The organism is Chloroflexia bacterium SDU3-3, assembly GCA_009268125.1.
Taxonomy (GTDB): domain Bacteria; phylum Chloroflexota; class Chloroflexia; order Chloroflexales; family Roseiflexaceae; genus SDU3-3.
The window spans coordinates 399,921-419,034 of the sequence record WBOU01000004.1; the positions used below are offsets into that span (position 1 = coordinate 399,921).

General features: G+C 66.3%; 17 protein-coding genes and 1 tRNA gene. 12 read left to right on the plus strand and 6 right to left on the minus strand.

Features of this window, described 5'->3' with window-relative positions:
* Window positions 1-44: 44 nt before the first annotated feature.
* Both F8S13_09020 and F8S13_09025 read right to left on the minus strand, forming a co-directional pair.
* On the minus strand, window positions 45-965 hold the full coding sequence (locus F8S13_09020; protein KAB8144109.1) for a MoxR family ATPase: 921 nt from the start codon (window positions 963-965) through the stop codon (window positions 45-47).
* Window positions 966-1,024: 59 nt separating this feature from the next.
* A complete protein-coding gene (locus F8S13_09025) occupies window positions 1,025-1,900 on the minus strand; it encodes a metallophosphoesterase (protein ID KAB8144019.1) in 876 nt (291 codons plus the stop codon).
* Window positions 1,901-2,247: 347 nt separating this feature from the next.
* On the opposite strand from F8S13_09025, the gene F8S13_09030 reads away from it, so the two are divergent.
* Window positions 2,248-2,886, plus strand: a complete 639-nt coding sequence (locus F8S13_09030; GenBank protein ID KAB8144020.1) for a redox-sensing transcriptional repressor Rex — start codon at window positions 2,248-2,250, stop codon at window positions 2,884-2,886.
* 20 nt (window positions 2,887-2,906) lie between these two features.
* Here F8S13_09030 and F8S13_09035 read toward each other — a convergent pair whose 3' ends face one another.
* Entirely contained in the window at window positions 2,907-3,494 is a 588-nt protein-coding gene (locus F8S13_09035; GenBank protein KAB8144021.1) for a DUF4126 domain-containing protein, read from the minus strand.
* Between the two features lie 297 nt (window positions 3,495-3,791).
* On the opposite strand from F8S13_09035, the gene F8S13_09040 reads away from it, so the two are divergent.
* The gene (locus F8S13_09040) at window positions 3,792-4,397 is read left to right on the plus strand and encodes a YIP1 family protein (GenBank protein KAB8144022.1); all 606 of its coding nucleotides are present in this window, start codon (window positions 3,792-3,794) and stop codon (window positions 4,395-4,397) included.
* An 81-nt stretch (window positions 4,398-4,478) separates the two neighbouring features.
* On the opposite strand, the gene F8S13_09045 is transcribed toward F8S13_09040, so the two are convergent.
* The 3 genes from F8S13_09045 to F8S13_09055 all read right to left on the minus strand — a co-directional run bounded on the left by F8S13_09045 (window position 4,479) and on the right by F8S13_09055 (window position 8,497).
* A complete protein-coding gene (locus F8S13_09045; GenBank protein KAB8144023.1) occupies window positions 4,479-5,498 on the minus strand; it encodes an undecaprenyl/decaprenyl-phosphate alpha-N-acetylglucosaminyl 1-phosphate transferase in 1,020 nt (339 codons plus the stop codon).
* 130 nt (window positions 5,499-5,628) lie between these two features.
* A complete protein-coding gene (locus F8S13_09050) occupies window positions 5,629-7,086 on the minus strand; it encodes a VWA domain-containing protein (protein KAB8144024.1) in 1,458 nt (485 codons plus the stop codon).
* A 7-nt stretch (window positions 7,087-7,093) separates the two neighbouring features.
* Window positions 7,094-8,497 (minus strand): DUF1727 domain-containing protein, encoded by a 1,404-nt coding sequence (locus F8S13_09055; GenBank protein ID KAB8144025.1) that lies wholly within the window; start codon window positions 8,495-8,497, stop codon window positions 7,094-7,096.
* Window positions 8,498-8,636: 139 nt separating this feature from the next.
* Here F8S13_09055 and F8S13_09060 point away from each other — a divergent pair.
* From F8S13_09060 to carB, 10 genes are all read left to right on the plus strand, one after another.
* Window positions 8,637-8,710, plus strand: a tRNA-Cys gene (locus F8S13_09060).
* Between the two features lie 250 nt (window positions 8,711-8,960).
* Window positions 8,961-9,362, plus strand: a complete 402-nt coding sequence (locus F8S13_09065) for a hypothetical protein (GenBank protein KAB8144026.1) — start codon at window positions 8,961-8,963, stop codon at window positions 9,360-9,362.
* Window positions 9,363-9,808: 446 nt separating this feature from the next.
* Entirely contained in the window at window positions 9,809-10,471 is a 663-nt protein-coding gene (locus F8S13_09070) for a sigma-70 family RNA polymerase sigma factor (GenBank protein ID KAB8144027.1), read from the plus strand.
* 266 nt (window positions 10,472-10,737) lie between these two features.
* Entirely contained in the window at window positions 10,738-11,748 is a 1,011-nt protein-coding gene (locus tag F8S13_09075) for an N-acetyl-gamma-glutamyl-phosphate reductase (GenBank protein ID KAB8144028.1), read from the plus strand.
* 35 nt (window positions 11,749-11,783) lie between these two features.
* Window positions 11,784-12,527, plus strand: coding sequence for an acetylglutamate kinase (gene argB, locus F8S13_09080; protein KAB8144029.1), 744 nt, complete (start codon window positions 11,784-11,786; stop codon window positions 12,525-12,527).
* Window positions 12,528-12,551: 24 nt separating this feature from the next.
* Window positions 12,552-13,481: a TIGR03560 family F420-dependent LLM class oxidoreductase gene (locus F8S13_09085; protein ID KAB8144030.1), complete on the plus strand. Its 930-nt coding sequence runs from the start codon at window positions 12,552-12,554 to the stop codon at window positions 13,479-13,481.
* A gap of 19 nt (window positions 13,482-13,500) precedes the next feature.
* Window positions 13,501-14,025: a GNAT family N-acetyltransferase gene (locus F8S13_09090; protein KAB8144031.1), complete on the plus strand. Its 525-nt coding sequence runs from the start codon at window positions 13,501-13,503 to the stop codon at window positions 14,023-14,025.
* 78 nt (window positions 14,026-14,103) lie between these two features.
* Complete coding sequence (gene carA / locus F8S13_09095; GenBank protein ID KAB8144032.1) at window positions 14,104-15,249, plus strand: glutamine-hydrolyzing carbamoyl-phosphate synthase small subunit; 1,146 nt, start codon at window positions 14,104-14,106, stop codon at window positions 15,247-15,249.
* A 174-nt stretch (window positions 15,250-15,423) separates the two neighbouring features.
* Window positions 15,424-15,816, plus strand: a complete 393-nt coding sequence (locus F8S13_09100; GenBank protein KAB8144033.1) for a GxxExxY protein — start codon at window positions 15,424-15,426, stop codon at window positions 15,814-15,816.
* Window positions 15,817-15,860: 44 nt separating this feature from the next.
* Window positions 15,861-19,100 carry a carbamoyl-phosphate synthase large subunit gene (gene carB, locus F8S13_09105; protein KAB8144034.1) on the plus strand — a complete coding sequence of 1,080 codons (3,240 nt, stop codon included), beginning with the start codon at window positions 15,861-15,863 and terminating at the stop codon, window positions 19,098-19,100.
* Window positions 19,101-19,114 lie beyond the last annotated feature (14 nt).

Below are 19,114 nucleotides of genomic sequence, written 5' to 3' on the forward strand. Positions count from 1 at the left end.
ATCTGCTAGAGATCGGCGCGCCTGTCTTTTCCCCAGCGATCAGGCTAGTTGTAGGCTCCCTTGCGCGGCTGGTCGCCGCCGCCGCGCTCGATCGCGCGGCGCGCGCGGCGCAGGTCGCTCTCGTACTTCAGCAGCACCGAGAGCGTGGTGTCGAGCGTGTCGCGGTCAAGCGACTTGGCGTTCAGCGCCACCAGCGCCCTGGCCCAGTCGATCGTCTCGGAGACGCTGGGGTGCTTCTTCAGATCCATGCCGCGCAGGCTCTGCACCAGCTTCACCGCCTCCTGGGCCAGCTTGGGCGACAGGCCGGGCACGCGCAGGTTCACGATCTTCAGCTCGGACTCCAGCGTGGGGTAGTCGACGTAGATGTAGAGGCAGCGCCGCTTCAGGGCCTCGGAAAGCTCGCGGGTATTGTTGGATGTGAGCAGCACCGTGGGCTGATGCTTGGCCTTCAGCGTGCCAAGCTCGGGCACGCTCACCTGGAAGTCGGAGAGCACCTCCAGCAGAAATGCCTCGAACTCGGCGTCGGCGCGGTCGATCTCGTCGATCAGCAGCGTCACCGGCTTGTCGCTGGTGATGGCGCGCAGCAGCGGGCGGGCCAGCAGGAAGCGCTGCGAGAAGAACACGTCCTCCTCGGCGGCCAGCCGGTCGGCGGCCTCGGCCAGCGTGCCCGCGCCCGACAGCAGGTCGCCCAGCTTGTCGCGCAGCAGCTGGGTGTAGAGCAGCTGCTTGGAGTACTCCCACTCGTAGAGCGCCTTGGTCTCATCCAGGCCCTCGTAGCACTGCAGGCGGATCAGCTCGGTGCCAGTGGCGCTGGCCCATGCCTTGGCCAGCTCGGTCTTGCCCACGCCCGCCGGGCCTTCGGCCAGCACCGGCTTGCCCAGCTGCTGGGCCAGGAACATCACGGTGCCGATCTCGTCGGATGCGATATAGCTCTGCGTACCAAGCGCCTGCCTCACCTCGTGGATATCGCGATACATCCTCTTCTCTCCTCCTGCGCTGGTGCCATGAGCTAGGGGCAGCTCGGTCAGGCACCGCGCTTCAGCTTCCCGTAGACGGTATGCTCAATCGTCCCGGCGACATCGGCGGTGTCGAGCGCAATGGCGTAGAAGGCGCGCGGGTCGTGGCCTGGGTTGGCCGCCCATGTCGCGCCAAGCTGGGCGGCGAACTGCCCGCTCTGCTGGGGGGCCTCGTGGATGTGGCCGTGCAGGGTGAGCAGCGGCTGGCGCTGGGCGATGAAGGCCGCCAGGGCCTTGCTGCCAGTATGCCTGCCGCGCGGCATCAGGTCGAGCGGCGTATCGAAGGGCGGCGTGTGGCACACGTAGATGGTGCGGGCCGGGTCGCTCTTCTGGGCCAGGGTGGCCATGGCCGCGCCGATGGTGGGCAGCGCCACAATGTCGCGGGCGGTGGCCGGGCGGATCTTGCCGCTGGCGCTCATAAAGGCCATGCCGAAGCTATAGGGCGGCAGCGGGCCATCGTCGGCGCGCTCGTAGTCCTTAATGCTAAAAGGCGTGAGCGGCACGCAGGCGTAGCCGGCCAGCCACAGCGGGGCGTCGCTCAGGCCCATGGCCTGCAGGTCGTAGACTCGCTCGTGCAGCGGGTAGACCAGGCCCTCGGATTCCAGCGGGCCGAGCGCGGCGGCGGCGGCGGCCCAGTCATCGTTGCCGGGCAGCAGGAAAACCGCCACCTCGGGGTGATCGTTGCGCAGCGCCTGCAGCATGGGCCGGATGTGGTCGTGGATGAACGCCCGCTGCAGGTCGAGCGCGCTCTCGGTGCGGATGGCGTGGGGAAACAGGTCGCCCCCCACAATCGCGGCGCGCGCGCCACGAGCCACCGCTAGGTCGAACAGGCTCTGGTATGAGGCAGCGACGCCATGCAGGTCGGCGGTATAGACAAGCCGCATGGGGGTTCCTCTCTCCGTGGTCGGCGGGGACGGCGGTATTATAGCACGCGGGCTGGCGCTTCGCTGGCTGGCCACGGTCGGCCTCGGGGCCGCCGCATTCTGGTTCGGCAGAACGTTTCTACCACCAAGACTCTAGGGAATAAAAAGAAGCGACCGCCACGAAGACCACCGAAGATGCGAAGGGAAGAAGGCGCGAGGGAAAACACACGAATGCGGCGAGGGCCGCCCCACGGCATTTGTGAAATAAGTACAGAAGATTCTTGACAATCTTCTTTAGGTAGTGCTACACTTCACAAAACCACTTTTGATACTCGATAATCGCGCCAAAAATGGCTTTGGAGGTGTGTGTGGAGCACACAGATTCGCCGCCTGACGTCGTCATCAAACGGCTGCCGCTCTACGCGCGCAGCCTTCGCTACCTTTTACAGGAAGGCGTCACATCTGTCTCGTCGCAGGAGCTAGGTGAGCGCATTAACGTCACCGCAGCACAGATCCGCAAGGATCTCTCGTACTTTGGCGAGTTTGGCAAGCAGGGCATCGGCTACGACGTCGAGAAGCTGCTGAGCCAGATCGAGCGTATCCTCGGCCTCACCCAAGAGTGGCCTGCAGCGCTGGTGGGCATCGGCCACCTCGGCGGCGCGATCGCCCGCTACGAGGGCTTCCGCTCCCAGGGCATCCGCATCACCGCGATGTTCGACAGCGACCCCGACAAGATCGGCACCACCCTCACCGATGTGCCTATCTACGACGACAAGCATATCACGCATATCGTGCGCGATCTTGGCATCCGCCTCGCGATCATCGCGGTGCCCGCCGCCCGCGCCCAAGAGGTCGCCGACGCCCTGGTGGCAGGCGGCATCCGCGCCATCCTCAGCTACGCGCCGATCGTGCTGCAGGTGCCCGAGAACGTGTGGGTGCGCTACATCGACCCCGTGGCCGTCGTCCACAGCATGACCTACTACCTGGCGAAGGAAGACGAGTCCTAGCCCCGCCAGGCTGGCAGTCGCTACCCGCCAGCCCGCTGTCGACCTCGGCTGGCCCGCCGCTGTGCCAGCCGACGCAGCAGCACCACCACCCCAAGTGCCAGCACCACCACGCCCAGCGCCGCCAGCGCCGGGGCCAGCATCGCCAGCGCCGACAGCACCGCCGACAGCACATCCTCGGCCAGGCTCAGCGCGGGGTTGGCCAGCCCGCCCGTGCCCACCGTGGCCGCAGGGCGCACCGTGGCCCGCGCCGCGTGCGCGCCGCCCGCCAGCACTAGCCCGCAGGCCGCCAGCAGCAGCGGGTTTACCTCGCCGCCACCGTTCGCGGCCAGCGCCACCACCGCGCCCGCCACCGGAGCGACCACCACGCCCACCGCGTGCAGCACATGGTCCACCGCCGGAACCTTGTCGCCGATAAAGTCGAGGATGGCCAGCAGGCCCAGCGCCAGCAGCACCCATGGGTTGGCCAGCAGATCGTAGGGCGCGCTCAGCCGCACCAGCGCGGGCGCGTAGTGGGCCGTGGCGCCCAGGGCCAGCAGCGGAATATAGGCGTTAAAGCCCGCCGCAGTAGAGAACCCCAGGGCCGAAAACAGCGTAGACAGCTCGTTCATGGATGTGCCCCCCTTTTTTCACGCTGGCCGACGACTCTGCACGAATCATGCCATATGCATGGTGATTTGGGAACCTTGGGAAAGAACGCGTGAGAAGACCTTCCAGCCAAGTCAGCACACATGGTAACTTTCTAGGCAGCAGTGCGTATAATGGTAGGGGGACATTTTCTGAAGTATAGGCCGTGCTTGATCCGTCAAGCCAGTGCTCGATCAGATCACCTCTAATCCAGCTGTTGGCCAAGTCCACGCTGGAACGTTCATCTTTCGAGAAAAGACCTTTGAAGAGGAGGCGTCTCCATGATCGTCCAGGGCGTTTCGATCAGCGCTATGCTGAACCAGAGCATCGTCGTGCTCACCAAGCCGAGCGTGCAGTCGTTTGAGCAGTTCGAGCGGGCGGGTGGCCAGCGCGAGGGCCTGATCTATGTGGCGGTCGCGGCAGTTTTCAGCCTGCTCGGCGGCCTGCTCGGCGGCCTCGTGTATGGGGTTATCCCCATGATTATTGGGGCGGTGTTTGGGATTATCACCCCGATCATTTTATACTTCACCTTCAGCTACGTGCTGAACTGGATCGGCAAGCAGCAGGGCAGCACAGGCACGCAGAGTGAGGTTTTCTACACCACCGCGCTCTACGTCGCGCCGCTGCTGGCGGTGAACGGCCTGTTCGCTGGCATCACCGGCCTTCTCCCGATCCTGGCCTGCGCAACCGCCCCTGTCTCGCTGGTGCTAGGCATCTACCAGCTGTATCTGGCCTACCTCGCCACCCGCTCTAGCATGAACCTCGACCAGAACAAGGCAATCATCTCCGTGGTGGTTGCGATCGTGGCACAGTTTATCGTCGCGGCAATCATCGGCAGCATCAACGCGGCGCTGCTCGCCCCCTTCATCTTCGCTGCAACAAACTAAGCACGACATCCCCCAGCGTACAAACAAGCGAGGCCAGGGCATCCTAATGCCCTGGCCTCGCTTGTTTGTACGGAGAAGCGACTAGCCGCGCGGCCTTGGCACCCCGGCGGGGCAGCGCAGCTCCAGCCAGATAATCGCCAGCACCGCGCCCAGGGCCAGCAGGGCGCTGGCGATATAGCCATCGGGCGACTTCGACTGCGACACGAACACCGCCACCATGCCGCACGCGCCGCTGGCTAGGTAGCACACCAGCACCGCCTCGCGCTTGGTCAGGCCCAGGGCCACCAGCCGATGCGACAGGTGATCTTTGCCGGGGGTGGTCAGCGGGTTCTTGCCGCGCCGCAGCCGCGAGACAAACACCAGGCTGGTGTCGAAGATCGGCAGCGCCAGCACGCACAGCGGCACCAGCCATGTGATCCAGGGCACATTGGAGGGAAAGCGCAGCTTGATGCCCAGCGCCGCCAGCACAAAGCCCAGAAACAGGCTGCCGGTGTCGCCCATGAAGATAGTGGCGGGGTTCAGGTTGTAGCGCAGGAAGCCGACGCACGCGCCCACCAGCGCCGCCGCCATCGCGCCCACCAGGGCCTGCCCGCTGAGCGCGGCCAGCAGCAGGAAGAACGCCGCCGCCACCGTGGTGATGCCCGCCGACAGCCCATCCATGTTGTCCAGCAGATTCATGGCGTTGGTGATGCCCACCACCCACACGATCGTGATCGCCCAGTTCTGCCAGGCCTCGGCGAACAGCCGCACCTGCACCCCCGAGATGATCAGGATGCACCCGGCCAGCACCTGGATGCCCAGCTTGAGGTAGGCGTGCAGGCCCCAGCGGTCATCCATCAGCCCGAACAGCGAGACCAGCGTGGCCCCGAGCAGGATGGAGACCAGCTCGCGGATGTAGAAGCGCTCGCCGAAGATCAGCAGGGCCAGCAGGAAGCCGACGTAGATGGCCGCGCCGCCCAGCAGCGGCACAGGGCTGGTGTGCACCTTGCGGGCGTTGGGCGCATCCACCACGCCGGTGTGCAGCGCCACCCTGCGGGCCAGCGGCGTGCCGACAATAGAGAACAGCAGCGCGGTGAAGAGGATCAGGAGCATCTGGATCATCGGAACGGCCCCTCGATGACAAAATAAGACGGATGGTAGCACGCGGCGCTGGCAGCGTCAAACGGCATTCCGACAGCGCAATACGGCCCTGGCCTTTCACAAGGCCAGGGCCGTATTGCGCCCGCGTGCGCTACGCCGCGCCCCAGGCTTCGCTCACCTCGCGCTTGACCGCTTCGACCACGATCGCATCCAGCTGATCGACCGTAAACGCCTGCGGGTCCACGTGCATCTCGGTGCTGTCGCCAGGGGTGCCCTCGCTCTTGCCCTCCTGGTAGGTCAAGAAGATAAAGCGCCCCAGCGTCTGCTGGGCCATCTGGCGGAACACATACTCGGCCTGATCGCTAGTATTGCTGGCCGCGATCGGGTAGAACTTCACGCCGTGGGCGGCGGCGCTGCGGATCTCGGCCAGGTAGCTAGGCGACTGCTGGCCGATGTGGGGCGGCGCGTCGGCCACCAGGAAGGTGAGGCGCACCGCATCCGCCGACCAGCTCACCTCGTTCACCGCCGCGCGCATGGCCTCGGTCAGCGCCTCTGGCTCGTCGCCGCCGCCGTCGGCCTGAATATCATTCAGGTTGGTGCGAAAGGCCTCGACATCGGATGTGAAGTCGTACACCTTGGTCACATAGTCGTCGCTATAGTCGCGGTAGGCCACCAGGCCCAGCCGCAGCTCGGGCCTGGGCGAGAGATCGGAGATCTGCGCGGCGATCGAGCGGATGGTGCGCTGGATCTTGGCGATCTCGTCGCCCATGCTGCCAGTCGCATCAAGCAGAAACAGCACCTCTAGCCTGCGGGCCTGGGGCTGCGCCGCGCCATCCAGCACCACACCCAGCGTGGAATCTTGGCCGCGCGGTAGCGGCACCTCCACCTGGGCGTTGGCCTGGGCCACCTGCACCGTCAGCGCGCCGCCGTCGCTGGCCCCCAGCGCCTTGGGGAAGACGATAGCCTTGCCGCCCGCCAGGGTGCGGCCCTCGAACAGCAGCTTGTCGCCCTCGCGCAGGCGCACGGTGGCGTCGGCCACGGGCCGCTTCTGGGCGTCGGTGACGCTGATCACATAGCGCTCGCTCACCTCCATCGGTTCTGCCGCCGGGCCGCTGTAGGTACGCAGGTAGGTCTGATAGTCGGCAAAATCACGGTTGTCGTCGATCTCGCCCGCACGCAGCGCGATCTCCTGGCCCTGCTGGCTGTGGCTGGTGCGGTTGTCCCCTATCGCGCCACCTGCGGTAGAACCGGCGGCATCGGGCTTGGCCTCGCCGCTGGCTGGCGCGCCCGCCTCGCCGCCAGATGGGGCGCTGCTGGTGCCACTGCTATCGCGCGAGGTGGATGAGTTCTGCGACGCGGGCGGCACGCCGCTGCCGCTGGATGGGGCAGACACCGGCGCGGATGTGCCGCCGCATGCCGCCAGCAGCGCTGCCAGCGCGGTAGTGAGGAGCAATCTGGATACCGGGCGTGCCAAGGAGGGGTCGTTTTTGCGCATAGTCGGCCTCCTGCCGTGAGGGAATCTGATATCGTCTGCGGTCATGACGGATGCTGCAGCCCGCGAGTTCCCAAAAAAACGGGGAGGCCTGGGAGGCCTCCCCGTGCGCCGCATCGGGCGGCTAGTCCTCCCAGAAGGGCTTCACCCAGCCGCGCTGGGCCAGGTTCTGGCGCAGCTCCAGCATGGCCGTGTAGGTGGGCAGGGCATAGAGCGTCGCGCCCTGGGGCAGCGCGGCCAGCGCTGCATCCAGGGCCTGCGGCAGCTCGGGAACTACCGTGACGCGGGCGGGGTCGACCCCGGCGTACTTCAGGCGCACGGCCATGTCGTCGGCGCGTGTGCCGCTCACCACCGCGCGGGCCACGTGGTCGGCCAGCCGCTCAAAGTCGGCGTCCCACAGCCACGAGACATCGGTGCCATCGGCGTAGCGGTCGTTGATCGCGATCATCAGGTCGATCTGCTGCGCGGCGGGCAGGCCGCCCACCAGCATGCGCACCGTCTCGCTCGCGCCCACCGGGTTCTTGATCAGCGCCATGAACAGCGGCCTGCCCGCCGCGTCGATCCGCTCGATCCGCCCAAACGCCGCGCTGAACTGCTCCAGCGTGGCGCGCACCACGGCGGGCTGCACCCCCATCTCCAGCGTGGCGGCGGCGGCGGCCAGCGCGTTGAGCGCGTTGTAGAGGCCGGGGATGGGCAGGCCCAGCTCCAGCGCGCCGCCGGGGTAGCGCATGAACAGGCGGCTCGGCTCGGTGCCGTGCAGATCTAGGCGGTCGAGCGTGTAGTGGGGCGTGGGGCGCGTGTTGCCGCAGCTGGGGCAGGTGTAGTGGCCCACATGGGCGTAGAAGATCGCGCTGTAGCTGAAGGGCGTGCCGCAGCGCTGGCAGAACTGCGAGTCGGCCATGTTGGTGGCCCCGCCAGCGTGGCTGGTGTCCTCTAGGCCATAGAAGCGCACCTGGGCGGCCAGGCCCTGGCCCAGCGCCGCGATCGCGGGGTCGTCGGCATTCAGCAGCACCAGCGACGAGGCGGGCAGGCGCTCCAGGGCCGCGCGCCAACGCTTGGCGATCGTATCCACCTCGCCGTAGCGATCGAGCTGGTCGCGGAACAGGTTGTGCAGCAGCACCACGCGCGGCCTCGTCTCATCGAGGGCATCGGGCAGGGCGGCCTCGTCGGTCTCGAACAGGCCCACAGTGGCGCGCGGCACGCCGCCCAACGATGAGCCAGCCAGGGCGGTGGCGGTGAGGCCGGAGAGCAGGTTGGCCCCGGCGCGGTTGTGCAGCACGGCCCGGCCTGCATCGTGCAGGATGCTGGCGATCATGCGGGTGGTGGTGGTCTTGCCATTGGTGCCCGCCACCACCACGGCCCCATCGGGCAGGCGCGCGGCCAGCTGCCGCAGCACATTGGGCGCAATGCGCCGCGCCACCACGCCGGGCAGGGTGGTGCCGCCGCCACGGCCTAGGGCGCGGCTGGCCAGCCCGGCGGCCTTGCCAGCGGCGATCGCGGCGGAGAGACGAACAGAGTCAAGCAGCATACGCCTACACAATCAGTCGCCGATCTGGGTTTGGCATGGAGCTCGGCGGCGCTAGAAAACGAACGCTGGGATTGTAGCGGCGCGGGCGAAAGGTGTCAATTTTGACATCGGCAATCAGGTATGCTACAATCGGCATCACGGCGACGTAGCCAAGTGGTAAGGCAGGGGTCTGCAAAATCCCGACCACCGGTTCGAGTCCGGTCGTCGCCTCCAAAGCAAGAGCGTGTCACGTTTAACAGCGTGACACGCTTTTTTGTTACTGTTTGCTCACATAGTAGATGTGAATTTTCACACGGTCGTAAGCCAGTTGCAAGGGACGTGTGGTATGATATTGCTAGAACGCATGACTCAATGACCCGAGTCAGAATCCTTTTCTCCCCTGCGTTCTGCGCCTGAATGCGAGCCCGCCGCCCAACACTTCACCGCTGCCGCACACCATCTTGACAGGGAAAGGTTCAACGCAATGTTCAACATCGACACGCTTGAGATCGATGAGCTTGAGCAGCTGCGCGACGCCGTCAATCGCCGCATCCTGGAGATGCGACGGACCCGCGGATTAGCGCTTCCAGATCTGCTCCGGCTGCTTGAGGAAGTGAAAGCGACACTGTCGGATCAGGGTAAAGAGTGGTATTCGCTTGAGCGCTGGCAATACATGGAGGGCGAGGTCCGTTTTTGGCTCAACCCCAAAGACCAGGATCTCTACCACACCGGATGGTTCAGCATCGACGATCTGATCGCATGGGCGCGTGACGCCGGGGCCATCATGCAGGAAGATCTGTTCGAGGACGAGGACGACGATCCGCTCTCGCTGGTTGGCCAGGCCGACTCCTACGGTGATAGCTTCCGCCCGTTTGGTTCGAACTAGTTTATTCCACCGCATAGCGCTGCTGTGCGCCCCCTTTTATATGCCGCCCTCGCCGCAGCCAGTGCGGCGGGGGTGGCCGTTGCTCCCACCTCCTCACGGCGGCATTCTCATCAACTCCTCATCTTTTCATCGCTCGTAGCAGGCCCTTTTGGCCGATTGCTGGAACCAATGTTGCAGGCATGGCAGGCAGGCCTTTTTGGGCGTTGGTATGCGCTTTGGTCGTTTCCACCAGCAGGCCTACGCGTGTTGCTCGTCTTGGCTCAGAAAACCCTTACCTAACGTATTTCGATAGTAAATGCTTTGCAAATAGCAAACCAGCCTAGCTTTGCACACCTTTTGCAAAACCTGTTCAACCTATTGACATCACCCTGACGGATGAGTATACTAAATAGTATAGAGAGTATGTTACTTCTTTCACATAGAAACCGACAGAGAGGAGCACCGCGATGGCGTTTCTAAGCCTTGGCGGCCAAGCACGCGAGCAGGGCTGGGCCGAACCAGCAGCGCGACAAGTACCACTCGTCGACCAAGATGACCTCGCCCTTATCAGCGCCATCTCTGCGGGCAACAGCGCCGCGCTGGATGTGCTCTACGACCGATATTCTGCCACCGTCTACCGCATGGCGCTGCGGATCGTGAAAAACCAAGAGCTAGCCGAGGAGATCGTGCAAGAGGCCTTCTGGCGCGTCTGGCGGCGCAGCAGCAGCTTCGCGCACGAGCGCGGGCGGGTGGCGCAGTGGCTCTTTGGGATCACCCACAACCTGTGCATCGACGAGCTGCGCCGCATCCGCTCGCGCCCGATCTCGGTCTACGAGGATGTCGAGCACCCCTTCATCCAGCAGATGCCCGACCAGCGCACCGACGTGGCCGGCGAGGTCTGGCAGGGCGAGCAGCGCCGCGCCATCGTCACCGCGCTCGAAGAGCTGCCCGCCAGCCAGCGCGAGGCGATCGAGCTGGCCTACTTCGGCGGCCTCTCGCAGCAGGAGATCGCGCAGAAGCTGGACAGCCCGCTGGGCACGATCAAAACCCGCGTGCGCCTGGGCCTGCAGAAGCTCAAGGCCGCGCTGAGCAGCCAGGGCATGCAGCCCGCCGACGTGTACGAACGCTAGGCTCTGCACCGGGCCTGCACACCCCAGCAGCTAGCGAGCGCGTATTTGACAAGAACCCCCTCGGGGGGTATCATATCCCGCGATATGCTTTATACCTTCGCACAGTGCTATACGCTGCGTCGTCGCACCCGTCGTCCGGCCCGTAAGGGTCTGGGGCTCGGCTAGCGTGCGTCGCGAAACGTGCATCAGCACATAAGCGCAGATCGTGAACCAGTCCCCGGGCCAGCTTTGGCACCGGGGTTTTTGTATGTTCGGGGGGCGCTTCTATGATCAAGGTTGGTATCTGCGGGGTCACCGGCTACGCCGGGTACGAGCTGCTCCGCTGGCTTCGGCGGCACCCATCTGCCGAAATTGTGTTTACCACATCCGAGTCGCAGGCGGGCAAGTCGCTGGCCGAGGTCTTCCCTGGCCCGCTGGACACCCCGCTGCTGGCGGTGGGCGACGCGCCGCTGGACACGGCAGATGTGGTGTTCCTGGCCCTGCCGCACGGCGTGGCGGGCGAGCTGGCCAAGAAGGCCCTGGCCCAAGGGGTGAAGGTGATCGACCTCTCCGCCGACTTCCGGCTGACCACCGCCGAGGCCTACACCACCTGGTACCGCCACGCCCACCCCGCCCCCGAGCTTCTCCCCATCCCCTACGGCCTCCCCGAGCTGAACCGCGCCGCCCTGGCCGACGCCCCGCTGATCGCGAACCCCGGATGCTACCCCACCAGCGTGCTGCTGGGCCTCGCGCCCATCCTGCGCGCGAGCAAGCTGGCCAGCCCCACCGTGATCGTCGACTCGAAATCGGGCGTCTCGGGCGCTGGCCGCGCGCCTAAGCAGAACACCCACTTTGTGGAGGTGAGCGAGAGCCTCGCGCCCTACAGCATCGGGCGGGTGCACCGCCACGTGGCCGAGATGGAGCAGGAGGCCGCGCGGATCTCGACCGGCATCGCGCCGGAGATCATCTTCACGCCGCACCTGCTGCCGATCAGCCGCGGCATCCTCAGCTCGATCTACGTGCCCGTGCCCGCCGACCTGGGCGAGGACGAGATCCGCGCGCTCTACGAGCAGCAGTACGCGGGCGAGCCGTTCGTGCGGGTGCTGCCCAAGGGCCAGCTGGCCACGATCGCCCACACCGCCCACACCAACCAGTGCGCCATCTCGCTGACGCTGGCCCGGCCCGGCCTGCTGATCGTGGTGGCCAGCGAGGACAACCTGGTGAAGGGCGCTGCTGGGCAGGCCATCCAGAACATGAACGTGATGTTTGGGCTTGACGAGACGACGGGCCTGCTCTAGCCAATGCGAGCGCCCTTCAGCATAGAGGATGCGATATGACCAGGCTTGTGCTCAAGATCGGCGGCAACGACATCGACGACCCGGCCTTCCTGGCCGAGCTGGTGCGCACCGTCGCAGCGCTGAGGCCCCTGCCCGTGCTGGTGCACGGCGGCGGCAAAGAGATCGGCCAGCTACAGACGGCGCTGGGCGGCGAGCCGCGCTTCGTGGCCGGGCTGCGGGTGACGGACAAGACCGCGCTGGCCGCCGCCGAGATGGTGCTGTGCGGCACGGTGAGCACGCGGCTGGTGGCGGCGCTGCTGGCGGGCGGCGTGGACGCGCAGGGCCTGTCGGGCGTGGATCGCGGCCTCATCCGCGTGCGCAAGCTGAGCCACCCCGAGGGCGATCTGGGCTACGTGGGCACGCCCACCGCCGTGCGCGCTGGGGTGCTGAACGGCCTGCTGGCCGACGGCGCGGTGCCGGTGGTGGCCCCGATCTCGCTAGGCGATGAGGGGCCGTACAACGTGAACGCCGACGAGGCCGCTGGCGCGGTGGCCGCCGCACTGGGCGACGCCGAGGTGGTGTTTGTCACCAATGTGCCCGGCGTGCTGGTGGATGGCGCGCTGGCCGCGCGGCTCGACCGCCAGCAGGTGATCGACCTGATCGACGGCGGCGTGATCACCGGCGGCATGATCCCCAAGGTCCGCTCGGCCCTGGCGGCGCTGGATGGCGGCGTGCGGGCGGCGCGGATCACCAACCTGGCTGGCCTGGGCGATGGCTCGGGCACCGTGATCTGGCAGTAGCGCGCCGAGAGGAGAGGAGCACCCATGGATATCGCCCTGATGATCGAGGGCCAGAGCGGCCTGACCTGGCCCGCCTGGCAGGGCCTGGCCGCAGCGACGGAGGAGCTGGGCTTCGCCGGGCTATACCGCTCGGACCACTTCACTGACCCCGAGCCGCCCAACAGCGCCGCGCTAGAGGCCTGGGTCTCCATGGCCTGGCTGGCCAGCCACACCAGCAGGATCGACTTTGGCCCCATGGTATCGCCGGTCTCGTTCCGCGACCCGGTGATGATGGCCCGCCAGGCCATGGCCATCGACGACCTGTCGGGCGGGCGGTTCCAGTTCGGCGTGGGCGCGGGCTGGCAAGAGCGCGAGCACGCCATGTTCGGCTACCCGCTGCTGGATGTGCCGCAGCGCATGGCCCGCTTCCGCGAGGCGCTAGAGGTGATGAGCCTGCTGCTGCGCGGCGATGGCCCGGCCAGCTTCAGCGGCAGCTACTACCAGCTGCGCGACGCCGAGCTGCTGCCCAGGCCGCAGCGCCGGGGCGGCCCCCCGATCGTGATCGGCGGCAACGGCCCCAAGTACACCCTGCCGCTGGCCGCGCGCTACGCCCAGGAGTGGAACGGCGTCTACATCACCGCCGAGCGCTTCAACACCCTGCAGACCCAGCTCGACGAGCTGCTGGCCGAGCACGGGCGTGCGCGCGGCGACATCCGCCGCACCCTGATGACCGGGCTGGTGTATGGCCGCAACGACGCCGAGCTGAAGGCCCGCCTTGAGCAGCGTGGCGCGACCGCCGAGCAGCTGGCGGCCCAGGGTGTGGTGGCAGGCACCACAGGCGCGATCATCGAGCAGCTGGGCAGGCTCCAGCAGGTGGGCGTGCAGCGGGTGATGCTGCAGTGGTTCAATTGGCACGACCGAGGCGAGCTAGAGGCATTCGCCGCAGCTATCCTGCCGCACTTCGCGGCGGACTAACCTATATAAGGAAGAAGGAATGACCAGTCGGATTCGGAGCGAGCAGGTTGGGACGACGCCGCGCGACCAGAGCGTGATCGTCGTACGCACGCCAGCCGAGGCGGACGTCACAGCGCTCACCGCCATTGTGAATGAGAACGCACGGCTTGGACACCTCCTGCCGCGCAGCGAGGCCAGCATCCGCGCGAGCCTGCCCGACTGGCTGATCGCCGAGGTGGATGGCACCGTGGTCGGCTGCGCGTCGCTGCTGATCATGGGGCAGCAGCTGGTGGAGGTGCGGTCGCTGGCGGTGCTGCCGGCCTACCGCAGCTACGGCATCGGCGCGAAGATCGTGCGAACGCTGATCGACCAGGCGCGGCGGCGCGGCTACGCCACGGTGTTCGCGCTCACCCGCGCGGTGCCCTTCTTCCTCAAGCTAGGCTTCACCATCACCGAGAAGGAGCGCTTCCCGGAGAAGGTCTGGCGCGACTGCGCCATCTGCCCGCTCCAGGCCCGCTGCGATGAGACGGCGGTGGTGCTTGAGCTCGACCATTCCAATCGATAGACCACGGTGCGACGGCGGGCGGCGCTGGCCGCCCGCCGCCGCGCGCCAATAAGCTACTTGCGAGGAGCATTCACAACGATGGCACAGCGAACAAAGGCCCTTCTGGCGCTTGCAGATGGCACGATCTGGCCCGGCGAGGCATTCGGCGCGGTGGGCGAGCGCACCGGCGAGATCGTCTTCAACACCGCCATGACCGGCTACCAGGAGATCCTGAGCGACCCCTCCTACTTCGGTCAGATAGTGGTGATGACCGCGCCGCATATCGGCAACACCGGCATCAACTTCGAGGACGGCGAGAGCCGGAAGGCGTGGCTTTCCGGCTTTGTTGTGCGCGAGGCCAGCCGCCGCGTCAGCAACTGGCGCGCCCAGCAGTCGCTGGATGCCTACCTGAGCGAGCAGGGCGTGGTGGGCATCACCGGCGTGGATACGCGGGCGCTGGTGCGCCACATCCGCGACCAGGGCGCCATGAACGCCATCATCTCCTCCGACGACCTCGACCCCGAGCGGCTGGTGGCCAAGGCGCGCGGCACCCACTCGATGGAGGGGCTGGACCTAGTGAAGAGCGTGACCACCGAGGAGCCGTACCACTGGCCGCCCGAGCAGACCGACGAGATCGCCCAGTGGTACGTGGCCGACGCCAGCGCCAAGCCCGACCGGCCCTACCACGTGGTGGCCTACGACTTCGGCATCAAGACCAATATCCTGCGGCTGATGGCCGAGCGCGGCTGCAAGATCACCGTGGTGCCCGCCGAGACCCCGGCCAGCGAGGTGCTGGCCCACAACCCCGACGGCGTGTTCCTCTCCAACGGCCCGGGCGACCCCGCCGCCGTCACCTACGCGATCGAGAGCACCAAGCAGCTGCTGGGCCAGAAGCCGCTATTCGGCATCTGCCTGGGCCACCAGATCCTGGGCCTGGCGCTGGGCGGCACCACCTACAAGCTGCGCTTCGGCCACCACGGCGGCAACCAGCCCGTCAGCTTCAGCGACACCAAGCGCGTCGAGATCTCTAGCCACAACCACGGCTTCGCGGTGGCCGCCGACTCGCTGCCCCAGGGAGTGGAGGTGACGCACACCAACCTGAACGACAACTGCGTCGAGGGCCTGCGCGTGGCGGGCCAGCGTGCGTTCAGCGTGCAGTACCACCCCGAGGCCGCGCCCGGCCCCCACGACGCCAGCTACCTGTTCGACCAGTTCATCGCGCTGATGGAGGCCGAGCGCCAGTAGCCGCGCGGGGAGCGCAGGAACATTAACCACGAAGACGCGAAGGAGACCGGGAACATAACCACCAAGACTCCAAGACACCAAGGAACGAGGGGGTATGAAACCGAAGCGAGCGCTGGGGCAACAAAACCGGCAACATAACCACCAAAACTCCAAGACACCAAGGAGCGAAGGGGTATGAAACCAGAGCCAACACTTGTGCGTGAAAATGCCATTGGAAAAGGCGTTGTGCAGGCAGCCTACACGGTGCATAAAGCCCTCGGGCCCGGTCTGTTGGAGCATATCTACGAGGTTTGTTTCTGCCACGAATTGGCAAAACAGGGATTTCAGGTTCAGCGACAGGTTATCCTCCCCATCATCTACGATGGGATTATCTTTGAAGATGGCCTGCGGCTGGATGTTCTTGTTGAGAACTGCATCATCTGCGAGCTAAAGGCGGTGCAGGACATGCACGCCGTCTTTACCGCGCAGCTTATGTCGCACCTCAAACTTGCTCATAAACGGCTTGGTTATCTGATAAACTTTAATGTCCCACTGATAAAGAGTGGCATCAAGCGCCTTGTGCTATAGAATCTTGGAGCCTTGGAGCCTTGGTGGTAAAAAAGGAATCTTTCATGCCGAAGCGTACAGATATACAGTCCATCCTGATCATCGGCGCGGGGCCGATCGTGATCGGCCAGGCCTGCGAGTTCGACTACTCGGGCGTGCAGGCCTGCAAGGTGCTGCGGCGCGAGGGCTACCGCGTCATCCTGGTCAACTCCAACCCGGCCACGATCATGACTGACCCGCAGTTCGCCGACGCCACCTACATCGAGCCGCTGACGGTGGACGTGCTGGAGAAGATCATCGAGCGCGAGCGCCCCGACGCGGTGCTGCCCACCGTGGGCGGCCAGACCGCGCTCAACCTGGCCATGGAGCTGGATGAGCACGGCATCTTAGAGAAGTACGGCACCCAGCTGATCGGCGCGTCGCCCAAGGCCATCGCGCTGGCCGAGGATCGCCTGCTGTTCAAGGAGGCCATGGTCAAAGTCGGCCTGAAGGTGCCCGAGGGCGACACCGTGACCACCGTCGAGCAGGCGGTGGAGGTGGCGGCGCGGATCGGCTACCCCGTGCTCATCCGGCCCTCGTTCACCCTGGGCGGCTCGGGCGGCGGCGTGGCCTACAGCGAGGCCGACCTGCGCGAGGTGGCCGAGCGCGGCCTGCGCGCCTCGCCTGTGACCCAGGTGCTGATCGAGCAGAGCGTGCTGGGCTGGAAGGAGTTCGAGCTGGAGGTGATGCGCGACAAAGCCGACAACTTTGTGGTGGTCTGCTCGATCGAGAACCTCGACCCCATGGGCGTGCACACCGGCGACTCGATCACCGTGGCCCCGGCCATGACGCTCACCGACCGCGAGCTGCAGCGCCTGCGCGACATGGCCCAGATCGTGATGCGCACCGTGGGCGTGGAGACGGGCGGCTCGAACGTGCAGTTCTCGGTCAGCCCCTACGACGGCACGCCCTACGTGATCGAGATGAACCCGCGCGTCAGCCGCTCGTCCGCCCTGGCATCCAAGGCCACCGGCTTCCCGATCGCCAAGATCGCGGCGCTGCTGGCCGTGGGCTACACCCTGGACGAGATCCCCAACGACATCACCAAGGTCACGCCCGCCTCGTTCGAGCCCAGCCTCGACTACGTGGTGGTGAAGATCCCGCGCTGGGCCTTCGAGAAGTTCCCCGGCGTCGACCCGACGCTCGGGCCGCAGATGAAGAGCGTGGGCGAGGTGATGGCGATCGGCACCACCTTCAACGAGGCCTTCCAGAAGGCGCTGCGCGGCCTGGAGACTGGGGTGAGCGGCTTTGTGACCAAGGACACCCCCGCCAACGAGCTGCACCAGCAGCTGACGGTGGCCACGCCCAAGCGCATCTACGCCGCAGGCGACGCGCTGCGCGGCGGCATGACCCCCGAGGAGCTGAACAGGCTGACCGGCTACGATCTGTGGTTTGTCGACAACCTGGCCCGGATCATCGAGATCGAGCGAGAGCTGGGCGGCCACACCCTGGCCAGCCTGCCCGCCGAGCTGCTGCGCGAGGCCAAGCAGAACGGCTTCAGCGACATCCAGATCGCCAAGGCCACCCAGGGTGGCAGCAGCGACATGGAGGTGCGCGCCCACCGCAAGCAGCTGGGCATCACGCCGGTGTACCACCGCATCGACACCTGTGCCGCCGAGTTCGAGGCCCACACGCCCTACCTCTACAGCACCTACGCCAGCGAGGACGAATCGGAGGTGACGAGCGCGCCCAAGATGATGATCCTGGGCGGCGGCCCCAACCGCATCGGCCAGGGCATCGAGTTCGACTACTGCTGCGTCCACGCCTGCTTCGCGCTGAAGGAGCTGGGCTACGAGACGATCATGGTCAACTGCAACCCCGAGACTGTCTCGACCGACTACGACACCAGCGACCGGCTCTACTTCGAGCCGCTGACGCTTGAGGATGTGCTGAACATCTGGGAAAATGAGACCCGCAGCCAGAGCGCCGACGGCCAGCCGATCGCGCAGGTGCTGGCCCAGTTTGGCGGCCAGACCCCGCTGAACCTGGCCAAGGGCCTGGCCGCCAACGGCGTGGTGATCGCGGGCACCTCGCAGGACTCGATCGACCTGGCCGAGGAGCGCGGGCGCTTCGGCGACCTGCTGCGCAGCCTGGAGATCGCCCAGCCCGAGAGCGGCATGGCGGGCGATCTGGCCGAGGCCACCGCGATCGCCCACCGCATCGGCTTCCCGGTGCTGGTGCGGCCATCCTACGTGCTGGGCGGGCGAGCCATGGCTATCGCCTACGACGAGGAGAACCTGGCCCGCTACATCGCCGAGGCCACCGCGATCAGCGCGGGCGCGCCGGTGCTGATCGACCGCTACCTGGAGGACGCCTACGAGATCGACGTGGACGCGGTGGGCGACGGCGAGCGCGTGGTGATCGGCGGCATCATGGAGCATGTGGAGGAGGCGGGCGTCCACTCGGGCGACTCGGCCATGGTGCTGCCGCCCTACAAGGTGAGCGCCTACCACCTCTCGATCATCCGCGACGAGACCGTGCGCCTGGGCCTGGCGCTCAAGGTCAAGGGCCTGATGAACGTGCAGTACGCCATCAAGGATGACGAGGTCTACGTGATCGAGGTCAACCCCCGAGCCTCGCGCACGGTGCCCTTCATCGCCAAGGCCACCGGCGTGGCGCTGGCCAAGGTGGCGGCCAAGGTGGCGGCAGGCAAGACCCTAGAGCAGCTGGGCCTGACCGAGGAGCCAGCGCTCGATGGCTTCTTTGTGAAAGAGGCCGTGCTGCCCTTCGAGAAGTTTCCCGGTGCGGCGATCATCCTCAGCCCCGAGATGCGCTCGACCGGCGAGGTGATGGGCCACGCATCCAGCTTCGGCCACGCCTTCGCCAAGGCCGAGATGGGCGCTGGCCAGAAGCTGCCGGTGGAGGGCGGCGTGCTGCTCACCGTCAACGACTTCGACAAGGGTGCGATCGTGCGGATCGCCCGCGACCTCGCGCGGCTAGGATTCACGCTCTACGCCACCCATGGCACCGCTGCCTGGCTGGAGCAGGTGGGCATCCAGGCCACGAAGGTGAATAAGGTCTCCGAGGGCGGCGAGACAACGGCAGACCTGCTGGCGGCTGGCAAGGTGCAGCTGGTGATCAGCACACCGCTGGGCCAGCGCGCCTACGCCGACGGCCAGGCCCTGCGCTCGGCGGCCATCCGCCACCGCGTGATGCTGGTGACAACGCTCACCGGCGCAGCGGCCACCGTCAGCGCCATCCAGGCGCTCAAGGCCAAGGAGCTGAAAGTGCGCTCGCTCCAGCAGCACCACGCGCTTCAGCACTAGCTGGGGCGGCAGGC

Bases quoted from the DNA above. Each gene is read 5' to 3' on its own strand.
- F8S13_09050 (KAB8144024.1), bottom strand. From the start codon at position 7,086: ATGCGGCGCACGGGGAGGCCTCCCAGGCCTCCCCGTTTTTTTGGGAAC.
- F8S13_09065 (KAB8144026.1), top strand. From the start codon at position 8,961: ATGTTCAACATCGACACGCTTGAGATCGATGAGCTTGAGCAGCTGCGC.
- F8S13_09040 (KAB8144022.1), top strand. From the start codon at position 3,792: ATGATCGTCCAGGGCGTTTCGATCAGCGCTATGCTGAACCAGAGCATC.
- carB (KAB8144034.1), top strand. From the start codon at position 15,861: ATGCCGAAGCGTACAGATATACAGTCCATCCTGATCATCGGCGCGGGG.
- F8S13_09075 (KAB8144028.1), top strand. From the start codon at position 10,738: ATGATCAAGGTTGGTATCTGCGGGGTCACCGGCTACGCCGGGTACGAG.
- F8S13_09045 (KAB8144023.1), bottom strand. From the start codon at position 5,498: ATGATCCAGATGCTCCTGATCCTCTTCACCGCGCTGCTGTTCTCTATT.
- carA (KAB8144032.1), top strand. From the start codon at position 14,104: ATGGCACAGCGAACAAAGGCCCTTCTGGCGCTTGCAGATGGCACGATC.
- F8S13_09100 (KAB8144033.1), top strand. From the start codon at position 15,424: ATGAAACCAGAGCCAACACTTGTGCGTGAAAATGCCATTGGAAAAGGC.
- F8S13_09025 (KAB8144019.1), bottom strand. From the start codon at position 1,900: ATGCGGCTTGTCTATACCGCCGACCTGCATGGCGTCGCTGCCTCATAC.
- F8S13_09035 (KAB8144021.1), bottom strand. From the start codon at position 3,494: ATGAACGAGCTGTCTACGCTGTTTTCGGCCCTGGGGTTCTCTACTGCG.
- F8S13_09085 (KAB8144030.1), top strand. From the start codon at position 12,552: ATGGATATCGCCCTGATGATCGAGGGCCAGAGCGGCCTGACCTGGCCC.
- F8S13_09055 (KAB8144025.1), bottom strand. From the start codon at position 8,497: ATGCTGCTTGACTCTGTTCGTCTCTCCGCCGCGATCGCCGCTGGCAAG.
- F8S13_09070 (KAB8144027.1), top strand. From the start codon at position 9,809: ATGGCGTTTCTAAGCCTTGGCGGCCAAGCACGCGAGCAGGGCTGGGCC.
- argB (KAB8144029.1), top strand. From the start codon at position 11,784: ATGACCAGGCTTGTGCTCAAGATCGGCGGCAACGACATCGACGACCCG.
- F8S13_09090 (KAB8144031.1), top strand. From the start codon at position 13,501: ATGACCAGTCGGATTCGGAGCGAGCAGGTTGGGACGACGCCGCGCGAC.